We start from the raw sequence: 16,202 nt of genomic DNA on the forward strand, positions 1-16,202 counted from the left end.
GGTGGAACGCTAGCCTTGACGCCGGTGTGCGGCAACGAGTGGAACTACCTGTTTTGAAGCATGACGATCCGCGTAGGGTGATGGAACTCCGGGTAACCAGCTGAGTGCAAAAGCCGGGACCGGAGAGTCGTCCCATGGCATGATGGGCACCAACAATGAAACTGGGGGTCACCATTTTGAGCTTCGCTTCCAGTCCTGCAGCGCGTCAGCCAGGATCCGCTGCCGTCATCTCACCGTGGTCCCGCCGCCAGCTGCTTGCGGCAACGGCGTCGAGCCTATTGCTGACGTCGTGCGCCGCTGCCAGAGATAAACCGCACGTGCAAACCGTAGATGAGCTGCTTGTCCAGCGGCCGTTTTATGTCGCTCACCGTGGCTCGGGCGATAACTGGACCGAACATACAGAATATGCCTACAGCCAAGCCGTAGCGGCCGGTGCGGCGGCAATAGAAATTTCCGTGAATGCCACCGCGGACGGCGTGCTGGTCTGCCATCACCTCACGAACACCAAGGAACTTACAGGCGTGGACGCCCCCATCGCGGAGCAGCCGTATTCGGCCATCTATCAGCTGAGGAACAACGCCCAACGTTGGTTGGGACCAGCTGCGGCGCCCCAGCCCATTCCATTGCTGAAGAACGTCCTGGACAGACATGCCGCAACCCACGTGATCTTCATCGAAGACAAGCAGGGGACCAACACCCGATCGCTGCTGGACCTGATGGACAGCTACCCTGAGTCCCGGAACCACTTCGTCTGGAAGCAGTCGGCCACGGGAGCGCCCCCCTCCGAGGCCCGGCAGCGGGGGTACAGAACCTGGGGGTATTTCACTGACGGGTCGGGCGGCCAGTTCGAGAGGTTCAGTGACGGGTACGATCTGCTCGGCATCTATCACCAGGCTTCCGACGATGATGTCAGGCGCCTCGTGGGTTTCGGCAAACCGGTGATTTGTTGGGAAGTGCACTACCGATCCATGCGGGACAGGCTTCTGCGGCTCGGCGTGCAGGGCATGATGTGCTCGAATTATCTTTACGTGACGAGTGATGAGGCGCGCGCTTCCCGGGACGCTTTCGCTACCGGGTTGCGGGCCGCGGGAGACCTGCCATGGGAGCTGAATTGGGACTATCAGCCCGCCATCCAACACGAAAGCGGTTCGATCAGCCTGCGCTACGCCACAAGACGTTCAAGCTATCTGATGGGGTCCATGTGCCCCATCCGGCAGGACTCGTACACCCTGCAGTTTGAGATGCGTTGGCCGGAGATGCCGGCCTCCGCTGCGCTTAGCGGTGGTTTGGCGTTCGGTCTGGCGGATGATCAGCCGTTCCACCCCATGTACGCCAGTCCGATCGGGGGATACTTTCTTTCGCTCAACGCGGATGGCACGCTGGCCCTCTTCCGGCAGGAAGCGAATGCTGATGCAGGCCTTCCCTTGGCGTCTGTAAAGTGCATTCCGCCCGCCGTGGGGGAATGGGTGAAGCTCAAGGTGGACGCCACCGCCCGCGGGATCCGTTTTGGAACAGCGGATGGCGGGGCGGTTTCCGCCCAGGCGGACGGTGCGACTGTGCGCGGCGGCTACTTTTCGCTGGTGAAGAACGCCACGGGACCTGAATCGGTCGAGTTTCGCGGAGTTACCGTATCGACGTAGTTTCGACGCTTCAGTTTTAGGCGCCCGATGAGAAGAACCTGACTCAGGCATGAATGACGAAGACGTGACAGCTCATTCCAGTCCATGGTGCGGAGCGCTTCATTAGGCGGGCGGCGCTGTTGTTGAGGCCGTCATCGAAGAGACAGGCGTTGGTATGGGCTTGGTGGCGCTCCGAGCGATGGCGTGTGGTTTATGAATGCGGTTCTGCGACAATAAAGCCAACATGTGAACCCCGGGCGCAAAGACGTGCGGTATTTTTGATCCTGTGCTGATCTCTGACCGCGACATTCGTGCTGAAATCGATTCCCAACGGATTGTGCTGGAGCCGTTCGACCCCGAGATGGTTCAACCGTCGTCGGTGGACGTGCGGATTGACCGGTTCTTCCGGCTCTTCGACAACCACAAGTACGCGCATATCGACCCGGCCCAGGACCAGCCCGAGCTGACCCGCCTGGTTGAGGTTGACGCGGCGGAGCCGTTCATCCTGCACCCGGGCGAGTTCGTGCTGGGCTCCACCTATGAGACGGTCACTCTGCCGGACGACATCGCGGCACGGCTCGAGGGCAAGTCCTCGCTGGGCCGGCTTGGACTGCTGACGCACTCGACGGCAGGGTTCATCGACCCGGGCTTCTCCGGGCACGTGACCTTGGAGCTCTCCAACATGGCGACCCTGCCGATCAAGCTCTGGCCGGGCATGAAGATCGGCCAGCTGTGCTTCTTCCGGCTGAGCTCGGCAGCCGAGCACCCCTATGGATCCGGCGAATACGGCAACCGCTACCAGGGCCAGCGCGGCCCGACAGCCAGCCGCAGCCATCTGAACTTCCACCGCACCAAGATTTAACGGTCCGGCGGACCTCAACGTCCGGCGGACCCTCAACGTCCGGCAGTCCCCCAAAGCGGCAGTCCCTAACCGGCGGGCGGCACCGGGACAGGCGACGGCCTGGCCGGGCGGCGCAACAGCCGGACAGCCGGCTCGACGAAGCGGGCCGCCAGCGGGCCCATGATGGCCATGATCAGCACGTAGGCGGTCGCCAGGGCGGCAAGCTCGCGGGGGACTACCCCGGAGGCCACTGCGAGCCCGGCGATGACAATCGAGAACTCGCCGCGGGCAATCAGGGCTGCTCCGGCACGGAAGCGGCCGGGTACCCCAATCCCGGCCCGCTTGGCCGCCCAGATACCTGTGATCATCTTGGTCGCCGCCGTCAGGACCGCGAGGATCAGAGCCCAGCCGAGCACCGGGGGGATGGACGTCGGGTCCGTGTTGAGGCCGAAAACCACGAAGAAGATCGCCGCGAAAAGATCGCGCAGGGGCTCCAGGATGCGCGTGGCGTTGTGGGCGGTGGCGCCGGAGATCGCAATTCCGAGCATGAAGGCGCCCACCGCCGCGGAGACCTGCATGGCAGCGGCAAGCCCCGCGACGAGCAGAGCCGCGCCCAGCAGGTTGAGCAGGAACACTTCGGAGTTTTCGCTGTGGACTGCCCTGGACACATGATGGCCGTGGCGCAGGGCGACCAGCAGGACGAGCGTGACGACGGCCAGGGAGATCCCCACGGTCTGCAGGCCCACCAGGAAGCTGACGCCGGCGAGAGTGGCCGTCAGGATCGGCAGGTAGACGGCCATGGCCAGGTCCTCAAAGACCAGGATGGAGAGTATCACCGGCGTCTCGCGGTTGCCGATCCGGCCCAGATCCGTGATCACCTTTGCCGCGATGCCCGACGACGAAATGTAGGTAACGCCACCCATCACCATCGCCCCCAGGAAGCCCCACCCCAGCAGCAGCGCCAGGCCTGCCCCCGGCAGGAAGTTCAGCACAAGGTCCAGAACACCCGCCTGCCAGGAGCGCCGCAGCCCCGTCACTAGCTCGGCCGCCGTATATTCCAGTCCGAGCATAAGCAGGAGGAGAATGACCCCGATCTCGCTGGAGAGATGTGCGAACTCGTGCATCCCTTCGAGCTTGACCAAGCCGCCCGCGCCGAACAACAGGCCACCGACCAGGTAGAGCGGGATGGGTGACATGCCGATCCGTCCGGCCAGCCTCGCCAGCAGGCCAAGGCAGAACACGACGGCCCCCAGCTCGACGAGGGTCAGGGCGAACGGATCCATGCCGCTTATCCGTTGCGCAGGATGCTGGCTGCCGTATCCAGGCCTTCTAGGGTGCCCACGGCAACCAGGAGGTCGCCCGGATGTAGGACGACGTCGGGGCCGGGTGAGGGGAGCACTTCGCCCTCCCGCATGATGGCCACGATCGAAGCGCCGCTCCGGGTCCGGATGCAGGCCTTGCCCATGGGCTGGTCTTGGAAAGGGGACTCCGCGGCAATCGAGAACTGCCGGGTGACGATCCCCGGGACTTCCCGGTGCGCTTCGGACAATTGCATGGCCAGGCGCTGTCCGCCCAGAAGGTTGCCGAGTGCGGCAGCCTCGTCCGCGGTCAACGGGATGGACGCCTGGCAGGTGTCCGGGTCGTCCCAGGTCGAGACGATCAGCTCGGTCTGGCCCTCGCGGTATTCGACGACGCCGATCCGGCGTCCCGAAGCGGTCATGAAGTCCTTGCGCCGGCCCAGGCCGGGAAGGTCTGTCTCATCCACATTCATGGCTTCAGCCTAATGCGCCGGCGGAGTATTCGGTGCCGTTCAGGCCGCGGGCAGCACCGCGATTTCCGTCTTGCCCGGAGGCTTGACCGGCAACATGACCAGCAGCCCGGCGAGCAGGACTACCATGATGCCGAGGATGCCCCAGCGCTGCGCTTCGCCGGGGGCAACCAAGGGAGTTGCGATAGTGATGCACAGGGTGAAAAGCGCGGGCGCCAGGAAGCTGACCGCCCGGCCGGTGGTGGCATACAGGCCGAACAACTCGCCGGATTCACCGTGCGGGGCGAGCCTGGCGAGGTAGGCGCGGGACGAGGACTGGGCCGGACCGACGAAGAGGCACAGGAACAAGCCGAACACCCAGAACGTCATGCTGCCGGACCAGTCCATGCCGCGGAAGGAATAGTTCCCGTTCCCCAAGGCCAGCAGCGTACTGCCCGCGACAAGCAGTCCGGTCAGCGAGCCGATGATGACGGTCTTGGGCCCGACCCTGTCGTCCAGGAAACCGCCCGCCAAGGCCCCGGCTGCGGCGACAACGTTGCCGAAGATGGCGAAGAAAATGACCTGCTTGAGTTCGAAGCCGAACGTGCCCGCAGCGATGATCCCGCCGAAGGTGAACACCGCGGCAAGGCCGTCACGGAAGATGGCGCTGGCGAGCAGGAAGAAAATGGTGTGCGGGCTAGTCCGGTAGATGGCGCGAATGCGGCGCACGAGAAGGGCGTAGGAGGCGAAGAATCCCAGGCCCGCCTGCCGGGCCCTGGGCACTTCCGGGACGGCGAACATCACTGGAACCGCGAAAACCAGGAACCAGAGTGCGGAGAACACCGCCACGAGGCGGATATTCAGGCTGTCCTGGGTGGACGCCCCGAACCAGTCGACGCTGGGCTGGACGAAGAGTTGAAGCACGATCAGGAGCGCCACGATGCCGCCAAGGTAGCCGGAGGCCCAGCCGAAGCCGCTTACCTTGCCGATGTTCGCGGGTGTGGAGATCTGGGCCAGCATGGCGTTGTAGTTGACGGCGGCGAATTCGAAGAAGACGTTGCCAAGCGCAATCAGCGTCACGCCCAGGAGCAGGAACTCCGGACGCGGAAACACGAAAAAGCAGAGTCCGGTTAGGAGTGCGACCGCGCCGGTGTTGACTCCCAGCCAGAGTTTACGCCGGCCTCCGGTGTCCGAACGCTGACCAGTGACCGGGGCCAACAGGGCGATGGCCGCCCCGGCGATGGCGAGGGCGGAGCCGAGGACCGCCGATGCCTGGTCTTCGCCGCCGAACGCCTTGGAGGTCAGGTACACGGTGAAGACAAACGTGGTCATCACGGCATTGAAGGCCGCGGATCCCCAGTCCCAGGCGGCCCAGGCGAGGACGCTGCCCTTGCTGGTGACATGGCTGCCGGACTCGAGCTCCGAGGCCGGATGCGCGACCTCGGGAACGGTGGCTGGATTCATAGCCTGATAGTAACCGTCAGGGGGCCCCTCAATAGCAAAAGAATTTGTGCACGCTTGGTAAACTGGACGCACTGAACCTAACCTATGCCCCGCCTGCTCCAACTTTGACCATCGACAGCCTGACGTTGCGGAGATACCAGTGATCACAGTCCTTGCCGTGCACTTCGCGGTGGCCGCTGTGGCGCCATTCCTCTTCCGCCGGCTCGGCAGGAACGCATTTTTCGCGCTGGCAGCAGTGCCCGGCGGATCGTTCGTCTGGCTGGCACTCCAGCACGGGGCGGTCTACTCCGGCGCCGGCTCCGTTGCGGTGGTCATGCCGTGGGTCCCGGAGCTCCGGCTGGAGCTGGCCTTCAGGATGGATGCCCTGGCCTGGGTCATGTGCCTGCTAATCCTGGGCGTCGGAGCGCTGGTCCTCGTCTACTGTGCCGGGTACTTCAAGGACAAGGACAGCTATCTCGGCGGCTTTGGCGCCCAGTTGCTCGCCTTCGCCGGGGCGATGTTCGGGCTGGTCACCGCCGACGACCTGCTCCTGATGTTCATCTTCTGGGAACTGACCACGGTGCTGTCCTACCTGCTGATCGGCTACGCCCGCACCAGGCTGTCGGCCCGGCGCTCGGCGTTGCAGGCGCTGGTGGTGACCACCGCGGGGGGTCTGGCCATGCTGGTCGGGCTGATCATGCTAGGTTCCACCGCGGGGACCTACCGGATCTCGGCGATCCTGCAGATGGCGCCCGAGCTCGTGACGGGACCCGCGGCGGCAGCGGTGGCAGCCGCCGTCGTGCTCATCCTGGTGGGTGCAATCACCAAGTCCGCGCTGGTCCCATTCCATTTCTGGCTCCCCGGCGCGATGGCCGCACCGACGCCGGTGAGTGCCTACCTGCACGCCGCCGCCATGGTGAAGGCGGGCATTTACATTGTGGCGAGGCTCGCCCCCGGGTTCGCCGAGACGGCGTTCTGGCTCCCGGTGGTGCTGGGACTGGGGCTGGCCACCATGCTGGTGGGCGGGTACCGCGCACTGCGGCAGACCGACATCAAGCTTATCCTCGCCTACGGCACGGTCAGCCAGCTGGGCTTCCTGACGATGGTGGTGGGGCTCGGCCAGCCCGATGCGGCGCTCGCCGGCCTGGCCCTGTTGCTGGCGCACGGACTCTTCAAGGCCACCCTGTTCCTGGTGGTCGGCATCATCGACCACCAAGCGGGGACCCGCGACATCCGCAGGCTTTCCGGCGTGTACAAGTCGTCCCGGGCCCTGGCGGTGGTGGCGGCCGTCGGAGCCGCTTCGATGGCCGGCGTGCCGCCGCTGGCCGGCTTTGTGTCGAAGGAGTCCGTCTTCGAGGTGTTCGTGCACCATGCAGGCGCCGGCGTCTGGGGACCGGTGATTCTGATTGGCGTGGTGCTGGGCTCGATCCTCACCTTCGCCTACAGCGCCCGTTTCCTGTGGGGCGCCTTCGCTCTCAAACCGGGTGTGGCAGTCACGCCGTTCAAAGCCATCAAGCCGGCCTTCCTCGCCGCGCCCGCCGTGCTGAGCGTGTTGACTCTCCTGTACGGGCTGTGGCCGGCGCCGGTGGATGCCTGGATCCAGCCGTACGCGGCACTTTTCGCGGGCCACACCGGTTCCGCGGGCGGAGCTCCCGACGCCGGGCACCTCGCGCTGTGGCACGGGTTCACCCCGGCGCTTGGCCTGACGACGGCCACGTTCGCGGCGGGGCTGGCCATGTTCTACGGCCGGAACGCCGTTTCCCGGGCCCAGGGCCTGGTACCGGGCTGGGTCGACGGGGACCGCGCCTACCAGCTCACCATCGGCGCCCTGGACGACGCCGCGGTCTGGGTTACCGGCCGGACCCAGCGTGGCTCGCTCTTCTTCTATCTGGCAGTGATCCTCACCGTCGCGTTCGTCCTGCCGCTCACGGCGCTGCTGCTGGCCAATAAACCGCTTCCCGGCGGACTGTACTTCGTGGATCCCGGCTCCCCGCTGCAGCCCGTGGTGGGCGCCGGCATCGTGATCGGTGCGCTCGCCGCGGTGCGGGCAAACAAGCGGTTCCTGGCCGTGCTGATGGTCTCGGTCACCGGCTACGGTATTGCGCTGATGTTTGCGCTTCAGGGCGCCCCGGACCTCGCGTTGACGCAGATGCTGGTGGAGACCATCATCCTGGTGGCGTTCGTGCTGGCCATGCGCAGCCTGCCGGCCGAGCTGCGGGACCGAACCGGCGGCAAGTACCGCGTGATCCGGGTGATCATCGGGGCCGCCTTCGGGATCACCATGATTTTCGTGGCCATCCATGCCCTGGGGGCCCGGGTGGCAACTCCGGTCTCGCTGGAGTTCCCGCAACTGGCGTACGAGGGCGGCGGCGGAAAGAACATCGTCAACGTCACGCTCGTGGACATCCGGGCCTGGGACACGTTCGGGGAGATCTCCGTCCTGGCGCTCGCGGCCACCGGCGTCGCCAGCTTGATCTTCGTCCGCGGCCGCGGCGACCGCATCCGACCGTCCTCGTCCGTGGCGGCGGGGACCGTGGGACGCCGGGTGCCGGTGACTGCCCACACCCGGGACCGCGCGGCGCTGGCCATGAGCCGGCGTTTTGCGGCATCCACCCGGGACGCGTGGCTCGTGGCCGGCCGAACGCTGGCCCCGGAGCGCCGCTCGATCATCTTTGAAGTCGTCGCCCGGCTGATCTTCCACACCATGATTGTCTTCTCCGTCTACCTGCTGCTCGCCGGCCATAACCTTCCCGGCGGGGGTTTCGCCGGCGGCCTCCTGGCCGGCCTGGCGCTCGCCGTCCGTTACCTCGCCGGGGGCCGCTTCGAACTGCGTGAAGCGACCCCGGTCAGCGCCGGCGCCTTGCTGGGAATCGGGCTTGCGACTGCCGCGGCGTCCGGATTGGCGCCCCTGCTGCTGGGCGGCCAGGTCTTCCAAAGCGCGGTGATCGAGCTCTGGCTGCCGGTCTTCGGCGACATCAAGTTCGTAACCTCCACCATCTTCGACATCGGCGTCTATATCGTCGTCGTCGGCCTCGCCCTGGACGTGCTGCGCAGCCTCGGTGCGGAAATCGACGAGAACCTCGAAGAACGCGAAGAACCCGCCGAAGTACCGGTCGCACAACCGGCCGCCGGGCCTCACGCCGGCGGACTGCCCGCCGAATCCACCGCGAAGGGGAGCGCATGAGCGTCAATCTGACCCTGCTGACGGTCATGGGCGCCCTGTACGCCAGCGGCATCTACCTGCTCCTGGAGCGCAGCCTCACCCGGGTCCTGCTCGGCCTGATGCTGCTGACCAACGCCACCAATTTGCTCATCCTCACCACCGGCGGCTACGCGGGCCTCGCCCCGTTCTTCAACAAGGACATGGCGGCCGGGGACTACAACGACCCGCTCCCGCAGGCGCTGATCCTGACCTCGATCGTGATCTCCTTCGCCGTCACGGCCTTCATGCTGAGCATTATCTACCGCACCTGGGTGCTGGCCCGGCAAGACGAAATCCAGGACGACGCCGAGGACCGCCGCGTGGCCGAGACCCCCAGTTTTGACGCCGAGGACGACGCCGAAATCCCGGTGGAGACCTCGGAGTTCCCGCTCGTGGCCGGCGCCGACGCCGAGGACACCGTGCTGGCCGGTGCCCGCCGGATTCCGGCAGCGGACGCCGCCGCCGAGGAACGACCCGGTTCCCGCAACGCCAGCCCCGACCAGGAAGGAGGGTCCTAGTGAACATCGCCAGCTTCGCCCCGCTCGCCGTCGTCCTCCCCATCCTGGGTGCCGCCCTTGCCTTCCTGCTGATCCGGCATTCCCAGGCACAACGGACCGTCAGCATTGCGATTCTCTCGCTGACTCTGCTGCTGGAATGCTGGCTGCTGGCCTCCGTCTGGGAGGGCGGCACGGCGGCGGTGAGCATCGGCGGCTGGCTTCCGCCCTGGGGCATCGTGATGGTGGTGGACCAGTTCTCGTCGCTCATGCTGGTGGTGTCCTCGGTGGTCAGCCTGGCCGTGCTGATTTATGCGTCCGGCCAGGGCATGGCCGACGGCGACAGCGACGCCCCCGTGTCGATCTTCCATCCCACCTACCTGATCCTCGTGGCGGGGGTGTCCAACGCCTTCCTCTCCGGCGATCTTTTCAATCTCTATGTGGGCTTTGAGATCCTGCTGACCGCCAGTTATGTGCTGATGACCCTCGGCGGGACCGGCCCCCGGATCCGCGCCGGTGTGACTTACGTGGTGGTATCCGTGGTGTCCTCGGTGCTCTTCCTGCTCGCGATCGCCATGATCTACGGCGCCACCGGGACCATCAACATGGCAGACCTGGCGATCAAGCTGGCCGGGCTCGACGAAGGCACCCGGAACCTGTTGCACGTGCTGCTGCTCGTGGCGTTCGGCATCAAGGCCGCCGTGTTCCCGCTGAGTTTCTGGCTACCGGACTCCTATCCGACGGCGCCGGCACCCGTCACCGCCGTGTTCGCCGGCCTGCTCACCAAGGTGGGCGTCTACGCGATAGTCCGCACCGAGACGCTGCTCTTCCCCGGCGACTCCTTTAATACCCCGCTGATGGTCGCGGCGCTGTTGACCATGGTGGTGGGGATCCTCGGCGCCCTGGCGCAGAGCGATATTAAGCGGCTGCTGTCCTTCACCCTGGTCAGCCACATCGGTTACATGGTGTTCGGCCTGGCGATGTCATCCGTGGCGGGGCTGGGGGCCGCGGTGTTCTACGTGGCCCACCACATCACCATCCAGACCAGCCTGTTCCTCGTGACCGGCCTGATCGAGCGCCGCGCCGGGAGTTCCTCGGTAGACCGGATCGCCGGCCTCGCCAAGCTCTCGCCACTGCTGGCCGTGTTGTTCTTCGTGCCGGCCATGAACCTGGCCGGCATCCCACCGTTATCCGGCTTCCTAGGCAAGCTGGGCCTGTTGCAGGCCGGCGTCGCGCTCGGTACGCCGCTGGCCTACGCCTTGGTGGCGGGCGGCGTGCTGACCAGCCTGCTGACCTTGCTGGCCATCGCCCGGGTCTGGAACCGGGCCTTCTGGCGCACGCCTGAGGACGCGGAACACCCCGACCCCGTGCTGCTCGCCGCCCCCGATGGCGCGGACACCGGCGGCTCGGCCGACGGCGTCCGCGCGGGGAAGCGCGTGACCCTGCTGCCGCGGACCATGGTGGGTTCCACCCTGGGCCTGGTGCTGTTCGGGGTGGCGCTGACGGTCTTCGCCGGACCGCTCTTCCGCGTGTCCGGGCAGTCCGCCGAGGAGATGCTGGGCCGGACCTCCTACATCCAGGCCGTCCTGGGCGACGACGCGCCGGTCCCGGCGATCGCCCAGCCGGTGCCGCAGGAGGGCAAGAGATGACGCGGAAGAGGATCTCACTGCGCCAGGAACTGCCCCTGCTGGCCTGGCTCGTCATCGTCTGGGGCGCCCTCTGGCAGGACTTCAGCGCCGGCAACCTGCTCTTCGGCGTCCTGATTGCGGTGGCGGTGGCACGGCTGTTCTACCTGCCGCCGGTGGAACTGGGCGGCCGCTTCAACGTGTTGCGCGCCGCACGTTTCGCCGTGGTGTTCCTGGCCAAGGTGGTGGCGGCCAGCTGTCAGGTCCTGTTCCTAGCGGTGGTCCGCGGGCCGCGGGTGATCAGCGCGGTCGTCGCCGTCCCGCTCCGGAGCCACTCCGACCTGCTGGTGACAGCTACCGGGCATGTCATCTCGCTGATCCCGGGGTCCCTGGTGGTGGAAGTGGACCGATCCACGTCCACGCTGTACATCCACGGCATCAACGTCCGTGATGCCGAGGACGCGGCCAAGCTTCGCAAGGAGGTCCGCGACACCGAAGCCGGGCTGATCCGGATCATGGGCAGCCGGGCCGAACTGTCCGCCCTGAAGCAGGAGGTGGGCGCATGATGCCGCTCGTCCTGACCGTCACCGCGGTCGTCCTCTCCCTCGCCGCGGGCGGCGCGATCATCCGCATCGCCCGGGGTCCCTCGCTGCTGGACCGTGTGCTCGCCGCCGATGTGCTGCTGGCCATCCTGGGCGCGGCGCTGTGCATCGATATGGCCGTTAATCGGCACCTGAACAACCTGATGCTGCTGGTGGCCATCTCACTCATCGGCTTCGTCGGTTCGGTGACCGTGGCCCGCTTCGTCGCAGACCGGAGGAGGCAACCCCATGAGTCCTGAAACGACCCCCGCCGACACCGTGATCGACTCCGTCTCGGCCGTGTTCATGGTGGTCGGGGCGCTGATGTCGCTCGGCGCTGCGATTGGCCTGCTCCGGTTCCCGGACCTAATGACCCGGATGCACGCCGCGACCAAACCCCAGGTGCTAGGGCTTTTCCTGCTGCTCTGCGCGGTGGGGCTCCAGCTGCGGACGTGGTGGGTGTGGCCGGTGCTGGTGGTGGCATGGATTTTCCAGCTGCTGACGGTTCCGGTCTCGGCCCACATGGTGGGCCGGGCCGGCTACCGGACCAAGCACCTCCATCCGGAACTGCTCAGCTCCGACGAGCTGGAGGCCGTGGTTCAACAAGCCGCCGGCAAAGACGGCTTCACCGGCGACTAGAAGTAGCTGACGCGCCCAGGGGCGCAGCGCGCTAAACGACGCGAACTACACCACGTCTTGGGTTTGGGCGAAGCGGGTGACCGCGCGCTGCGTGCCGCGGTTGGCGAGGACCTGGATGACGGCGCTGACCGAGGCCGAGATCAAGGCGAAGGTCAGTGCCGAGCGCAGCGTGGTGGGAACGTCGTCGTCGTGGCCCTTGGGAGGCTTGTTGCCCGTGGCCTTTTCCCAGACGGTGTCGACCACCTTCGTGCCGACGAAACCGGCGAGCAGGCTGATGCCGGTGCCAAGCAGTTTGATGATGATGTTCATACTTCATGCTCCTTGCGGGAGAAAACAGGGCTGACCCTAGCGTAGCGTTCCTGGCTGCGGGGCGGGCCCAGGGCGCTGACCGCCACCGCGGCCCCACCCCGGCCCGGGTCCAGCGTCGGGGCATTACCGAACGGCAGAGGATTTCGGCCCAGGCCTCGACCACCGGCTCATGGTCTGCTTTCTGCGGCAGCCCCGACACCGTGGCAGTGCCTGCGGCCCCGAATGCCCACCAGCAGCGACGGTCCGATGAGCGCGGCCAGGGACCCGGGCGTCTGGGGTTGGGAAGAATCCGGGTCGGCATCGGGGGAAGGAACTTTTGAGTCGGCTCTCACGTCTCCGGGGCCGCTGCCCGCGGATTCATCTGAGCCGGACGCCTTAGACGGCGCCCGGGTGTAAACTGAGCAAGCCCACAAGGGTGATTTTAAATACGACAGGGGAGCGCCGCCGTCGGCATCGCTGGAGCAGTCCAGGGAACCGCAGGCGGGCGCTGAGAGTGCGGACAGCCGCAGACCCTCGAACCTGATCCGGTTAGTACCGGCGCAAGGGAGTCGAGTTCTCGGGGTGCCCGGCACCCGTGGCGAAAGCCGCGGCACGGCCGGAACACCCTCCCCTCCTGTACCTCAGGAGGACAAAATGACTGATATATCTGCGAAGCAGACACTGACCACCGGCAAGCACAGCTGGCGTGTGGTCGACATTGTGCTGGCGGCATTGATCGCTGTTGCCGGCGGCGTGATCTTCTGGGCCTGGGATCAAGGTGCCAACCTAATCTCAGTCCCGGTCAACGCCGTCTACCCGCCGCTGACCGGGCTTTACGCCGGCGGCTGGATGATTCCGGCGCTGCTGGGCATGCTGGTGGTCCGTAAGCCGGGCGCGGCGCTGTTCTGCGAAGCGGTGGCGGCCACCGGCGAGTTGATCATGGGCTCGCAGTACGGCACGACGGTGCTCATCTCCGGCATCCTGCAGGGTCTCGGCGCCGAACTCATCTTCGCCGCCTTCCTCTACAAGAAGTTCAACCTGCCGGTGGCCCTGCTGGCCGGCGCCGGGGCCGGCCTGTTCTGCGGCCTGAACGACTCCTTCCTGCCCTGGGGCTGGAACATCGCCTATGAAGCCGGTGACAAGCTCGCTTACATCGTCTTCTGCAGCATCTCCGGGGCCGTGATCGCCGGTGGGCTGTCCTGGCTGGCCACTCGCGGCCTGGCCAGAACCGGCGTGCTTGCGTCGTTCGCTTCCCGCAAAGCGGCATCGGAACCCGTGTTCTCCTGAAGCCCGCACGCGCATGAATTCTTTAGACGCCGCGCGGCCGGCTGCGGTCACCGCCCGCGGCTGGGGCTGGCGGCATGCCGGCCGGTCCCGGCCCGCGGTCAGCGGGCTGGACCTGGACATCCGACCGGGCGAGCGGGTGTTGCTGCTGGGCCCCTCCGGCGCCGGCAAGTCCACACTGTTGCACGCCCTGGCCGGGGTGCTGGGCGACAACAGCGCCGCAGGTGATACTGCCGCCGGCTCCGCGGACGCCGAGGATTCCGACGAGACCGGCAGCCTGCTAATCGACGGCGCCGCGCCCCGGGCGGGGCGCGGCCGGGCGGGGCTGATGCAGCAGGACCCGGAAACCCAGGTGGTTCTGTCGCGGGTCGGGGACGACGTCGCCTTCGGGGCCGAAAACCTCTCCGTGCCTCCGGCGGACATTTGGCGGCGGGTGGCGGAAGCGCTCGACGACGTCGGACTGGCCGGCCTTTCGCTTCAGCACCCGACGTCGGCACTCTCCGGCGGCCAGAAGCAGCGGCTGGCACTCGCCGGGATCCTCGCGATGCGACCAGGGCTGCTGCTGTTGGACGAGCCGACGGCCAATCTCGACCCGGCCGGCGTTCTCGAGGTCCGCGACGCTGTGGGACGCTGCCTGGACAAGACCGGGGCCACCTTGGTGGTGGTGGAGCACCGCGTGGCCGTCTGGAAAGACCTCGTGGACCGGATCGTGGTGCTGCAGCCCGGGTCCGGCACGGAGCCGGCCGTGCTGCTGGACGGTACCCCGGACCGGGTCCTGGAGCAGGCGCGGGAGGTACTCATCACCGCAGGGGTCTGGGTGCCCGGCTACGTGCCGGCCACGCGCGCCCGCCGCGGGGGAGCCGGAGGTGGGACCAACGCGGCCGCCCAACTGCTGCTGGCCGCCGAGGATTTGGCCGTTTCCCGCGAACGCCCCCGCCGCACCGGTCTCCTGCGGGGCTTCCGCACGGTGCCGCCCGCACCGGTGCAGTCCGGAATCACGGCCCAGGTCCGGGACGGGCAGGCGCTGACCATCACCGGCCCCAACGGTTCCGGGAAGTCGGCCTTCGCACTGACCCTGGCCGGCCTGCTGGCACCGGTCGCGGGTTCGGTGTCCGCAACGACGGAGCTCAGTGCGGGCGCTGGCATCGATCCGTACCGGTGGAAGGCCCAGCAGCTGATCGCCAGGATCGGCACGGTCTTCCAGGAACCCGAGCACCAGTTCGTCACCGGCCGGGTGCTGGACGAACTGACGTTTGGACCCCGCCAGCTCGGCCGCGGCGAAGACCGGGTGGACGAACTGCTGGAACGCCTTCGGCTGACCGGCCTCGTGGACGCCAACCCGTACACGCTCTCCGGCGGCGAAAAGCGGCGGCTGTCGGTGGCCACCGTGCTCGCCGCCCATCCGCAAGTGCTGGTGCTGGATGAACCGACGTTCGGCCAGGATGCCAACACCTGGGCTGAGCTGGCCTCGTTCCTTTCCGAGCTGCTCGACGCCGGGACGGCCGTGGTTTCGGTGACCCACGACGCGGAATTCAGCCAGGTCCTGGGCGGCGCCGAGCTGAACCTCGGCGCCCGGCAACCGGGACGCCCCGGCCGCACGGCGCCCGGGGTGAAGGCGCTATGAGGGACGCCCTGACCGTGCGCGGAAACGACTCGCTGCTGACCCGCGCCAACCCGCTGGCCAAGTTCTCCGGAGTCCTGCTCATCACCCTGGCGCTGGCGCTGTCCATTGACTGGGTGTCGGCATCCGTGGCGCTGGCCTTCGAACTCCTGCTGTTCCCGCTCGCCGGCCTGACCCTGGCCCTGCTCTGGCAGCGCGGCTGGCCGCTCATCCTGGCGGCGGCCGTGGGCGGCTGGAGTACCGCGATCCTGGCGGCGGACCACGGAAGGATACTGCTCGACGTCGGCGTTTGGTCCATCAGCGAAGGCTCGCTGCAGCTCGGGCTGGGGTTCCTGCTGCGCGGCCTCGCGATCGCACTGCCCGCGGTCCTGCTGATGAGCTGCACCGACCCGACGGATCTGGCCGATGCGTTGGCGCAACAGGCGAAGCTGCCGCACCGCTTCGTGCTGGGAACACTCGCCGCGATGCGGCTGGTGGGACTCATGGCCGAGGAGTGGCAGACCATCGGCATGGCCCGGCGTGCCCGCGGCGTGGGCTCGCACGGTAGTCCGGTGCAGAGGCTGAGGGCCACGCTGGGGCAAAGTTTCGGGCTGCTGGTCCAGGCGGTCCGGCGCGCGTCCCGGCTCGCGGTGACCATGGAAGCGCGCGGCTTCGGCGGCGCGCAACGGACCTGGGCACGGAAAGCGACGTTCAGCCGGCTGGACGTCTGGGTGGTGCTTGGCGGCCTGCTGATCGCCGGCACAGCGGTGGCCGCGGCCGTCGGCGCCGGGACCTGGAACATTGTGTTCCTCGGGCAGCAGTAGGGCCAACGCCGGAGT

The 16,202-nt window shown here is 67.1% G+C and carries 15 protein-coding genes and 1 riboswitch; of the genes, 11 read left to right on the forward strand and 4 right to left on the reverse strand.

Going from position 1 to position 16,202, the window contains the following annotated elements; translation table 11 throughout:
- Positions 1-317 precede the first annotated feature (317 nt).
- On the forward strand, positions 318-1,640 hold the full coding sequence (locus ABIB14_RS12355; protein ID WP_354236174.1) for a glycerophosphodiester phosphodiesterase: 1,323 nt from the start codon (positions 318-320) through the stop codon (positions 1,638-1,640).
- Between the two features lie 265 nt (positions 1,641-1,905).
- Positions 1,906-2,481 (forward strand): dCTP deaminase, encoded by a 576-nt coding sequence (gene dcd / locus ABIB14_RS12360; RefSeq protein WP_354236175.1) that lies wholly within the window; start codon positions 1,906-1,908, stop codon positions 2,479-2,481.
- Positions 2,482-2,546: 65 nt separating this feature from the next.
- Here the strand turns inward: dcd and ABIB14_RS12365 are convergent, their stop codons facing one another.
- The 3 genes from ABIB14_RS12365 to ABIB14_RS12375 are packed head-to-tail and all read right to left on the reverse strand — an operon-like array spanning position 2,547 to position 5,671.
- Complete coding sequence (locus tag ABIB14_RS12365; RefSeq protein WP_354236176.1) at positions 2,547-3,743, reverse strand: cation:proton antiporter; 1,197 nt, start codon at positions 3,741-3,743, stop codon at positions 2,547-2,549.
- A 5-nt stretch (positions 3,744-3,748) separates the two neighbouring features.
- Positions 3,749-4,231: a cation:proton antiporter regulatory subunit gene (locus tag ABIB14_RS12370; RefSeq protein ID WP_354236177.1), complete on the reverse strand. Its 483-nt coding sequence runs from the start codon at positions 4,229-4,231 to the stop codon at positions 3,749-3,751.
- A gap of 39 nt (positions 4,232-4,270) precedes the next feature.
- Positions 4,271-5,671, reverse strand: a complete 1,401-nt coding sequence (locus ABIB14_RS12375) for an MFS transporter (protein WP_354236178.1) — start codon at positions 5,669-5,671, stop codon at positions 4,271-4,273.
- Positions 5,672-5,810: 139 nt separating this feature from the next.
- On the opposite strand from ABIB14_RS12375, the gene ABIB14_RS12380 reads away from it, so the two are divergent.
- Genes ABIB14_RS12380 through mnhG form a run of 6 tightly spaced genes read left to right on the forward strand, consistent with a single transcriptional unit; the run spans position 5,811 to position 12,191 of the window.
- Positions 5,811-8,834, forward strand: a complete 3,024-nt coding sequence (locus tag ABIB14_RS12380) for a Na+/H+ antiporter subunit A (RefSeq protein ID WP_354236179.1) — start codon at positions 5,811-5,813, stop codon at positions 8,832-8,834.
- The gene (locus tag ABIB14_RS12385; RefSeq protein WP_354236180.1) at positions 8,831-9,370 is read left to right on the forward strand and encodes a Na(+)/H(+) antiporter subunit C; all 540 of its coding nucleotides are present in this window, start codon (positions 8,831-8,833) and stop codon (positions 9,368-9,370) included. Before ABIB14_RS12380 ends, ABIB14_RS12385 begins: the two co-directional genes overlap by 4 nt.
- Positions 9,370-10,995 carry a Na+/H+ antiporter subunit D gene (locus ABIB14_RS12390; protein WP_354236181.1) on the forward strand — a complete coding sequence of 542 codons (1,626 nt, stop codon included), beginning with the start codon at positions 9,370-9,372 and terminating at the stop codon, positions 10,993-10,995. Before ABIB14_RS12385 ends, ABIB14_RS12390 begins: the two co-directional genes overlap by 1 nt.
- Entirely contained in the window at positions 10,992-11,537 is a 546-nt protein-coding gene (locus tag ABIB14_RS12395; RefSeq protein ID WP_354236182.1) for a Na+/H+ antiporter subunit E, read from the forward strand. The genes ABIB14_RS12390 and ABIB14_RS12395 overlap by 4 nt, the downstream gene beginning before the upstream one ends.
- Positions 11,534-11,812 (forward strand): MrpF/PhaF family protein, encoded by a 279-nt coding sequence (locus tag ABIB14_RS12400; protein WP_354236183.1) that lies wholly within the window; start codon positions 11,534-11,536, stop codon positions 11,810-11,812. The genes ABIB14_RS12395 and ABIB14_RS12400 overlap by 4 nt, the downstream gene beginning before the upstream one ends.
- On the forward strand, positions 11,802-12,191 hold the full coding sequence (mnhG, locus tag ABIB14_RS12405; protein ID WP_354236184.1) for a monovalent cation/H(+) antiporter subunit G: 390 nt from the start codon (positions 11,802-11,804) through the stop codon (positions 12,189-12,191). The genes ABIB14_RS12400 and mnhG overlap by 11 nt, the downstream gene beginning before the upstream one ends.
- A gap of 45 nt (positions 12,192-12,236) precedes the next feature.
- Here mnhG and ABIB14_RS12410 read toward each other — a convergent pair whose 3' ends face one another.
- Entirely contained in the window at positions 12,237-12,500 is a 264-nt protein-coding gene (locus ABIB14_RS12410; RefSeq protein ID WP_354236185.1) for a DUF4235 domain-containing protein, read from the reverse strand.
- 422 nt (positions 12,501-12,922) lie between these two features.
- Positions 12,923-13,064, forward strand: a riboswitch (TPP riboswitch).
- Positions 13,065-13,133: 69 nt separating this feature from the next.
- Between ABIB14_RS12410 and ABIB14_RS12415 the strand changes: the two genes are divergently transcribed.
- Genes ABIB14_RS12415 through ABIB14_RS12425 form a run of 3 tightly spaced genes read left to right on the forward strand, consistent with a single transcriptional unit; the run spans position 13,134 to position 16,187 of the window.
- Complete coding sequence (locus ABIB14_RS12415; RefSeq protein ID WP_354236186.1) at positions 13,134-13,766, forward strand: ECF transporter S component; 633 nt, start codon at positions 13,134-13,136, stop codon at positions 13,764-13,766.
- A gap of 13 nt (positions 13,767-13,779) precedes the next feature.
- Positions 13,780-15,387 (forward strand): ABC transporter ATP-binding protein, encoded by a 1,608-nt coding sequence (locus ABIB14_RS12420; protein ID WP_354236187.1) that lies wholly within the window; start codon positions 13,780-13,782, stop codon positions 15,385-15,387.
- Positions 15,384-16,187, forward strand: a complete 804-nt coding sequence (locus ABIB14_RS12425; RefSeq protein WP_354236188.1) for an energy-coupling factor transporter transmembrane component T family protein — start codon at positions 15,384-15,386, stop codon at positions 16,185-16,187. Before ABIB14_RS12420 ends, ABIB14_RS12425 begins: the two co-directional genes overlap by 4 nt.
- Positions 16,188-16,202 lie beyond the last annotated feature (15 nt).

This window comes from Arthrobacter sp. UYEF3, assembly GCF_040546245.1.
Taxonomy (GTDB): Bacteria; Actinomycetota; Actinomycetes; order Actinomycetales; family Micrococcaceae; genus Arthrobacter.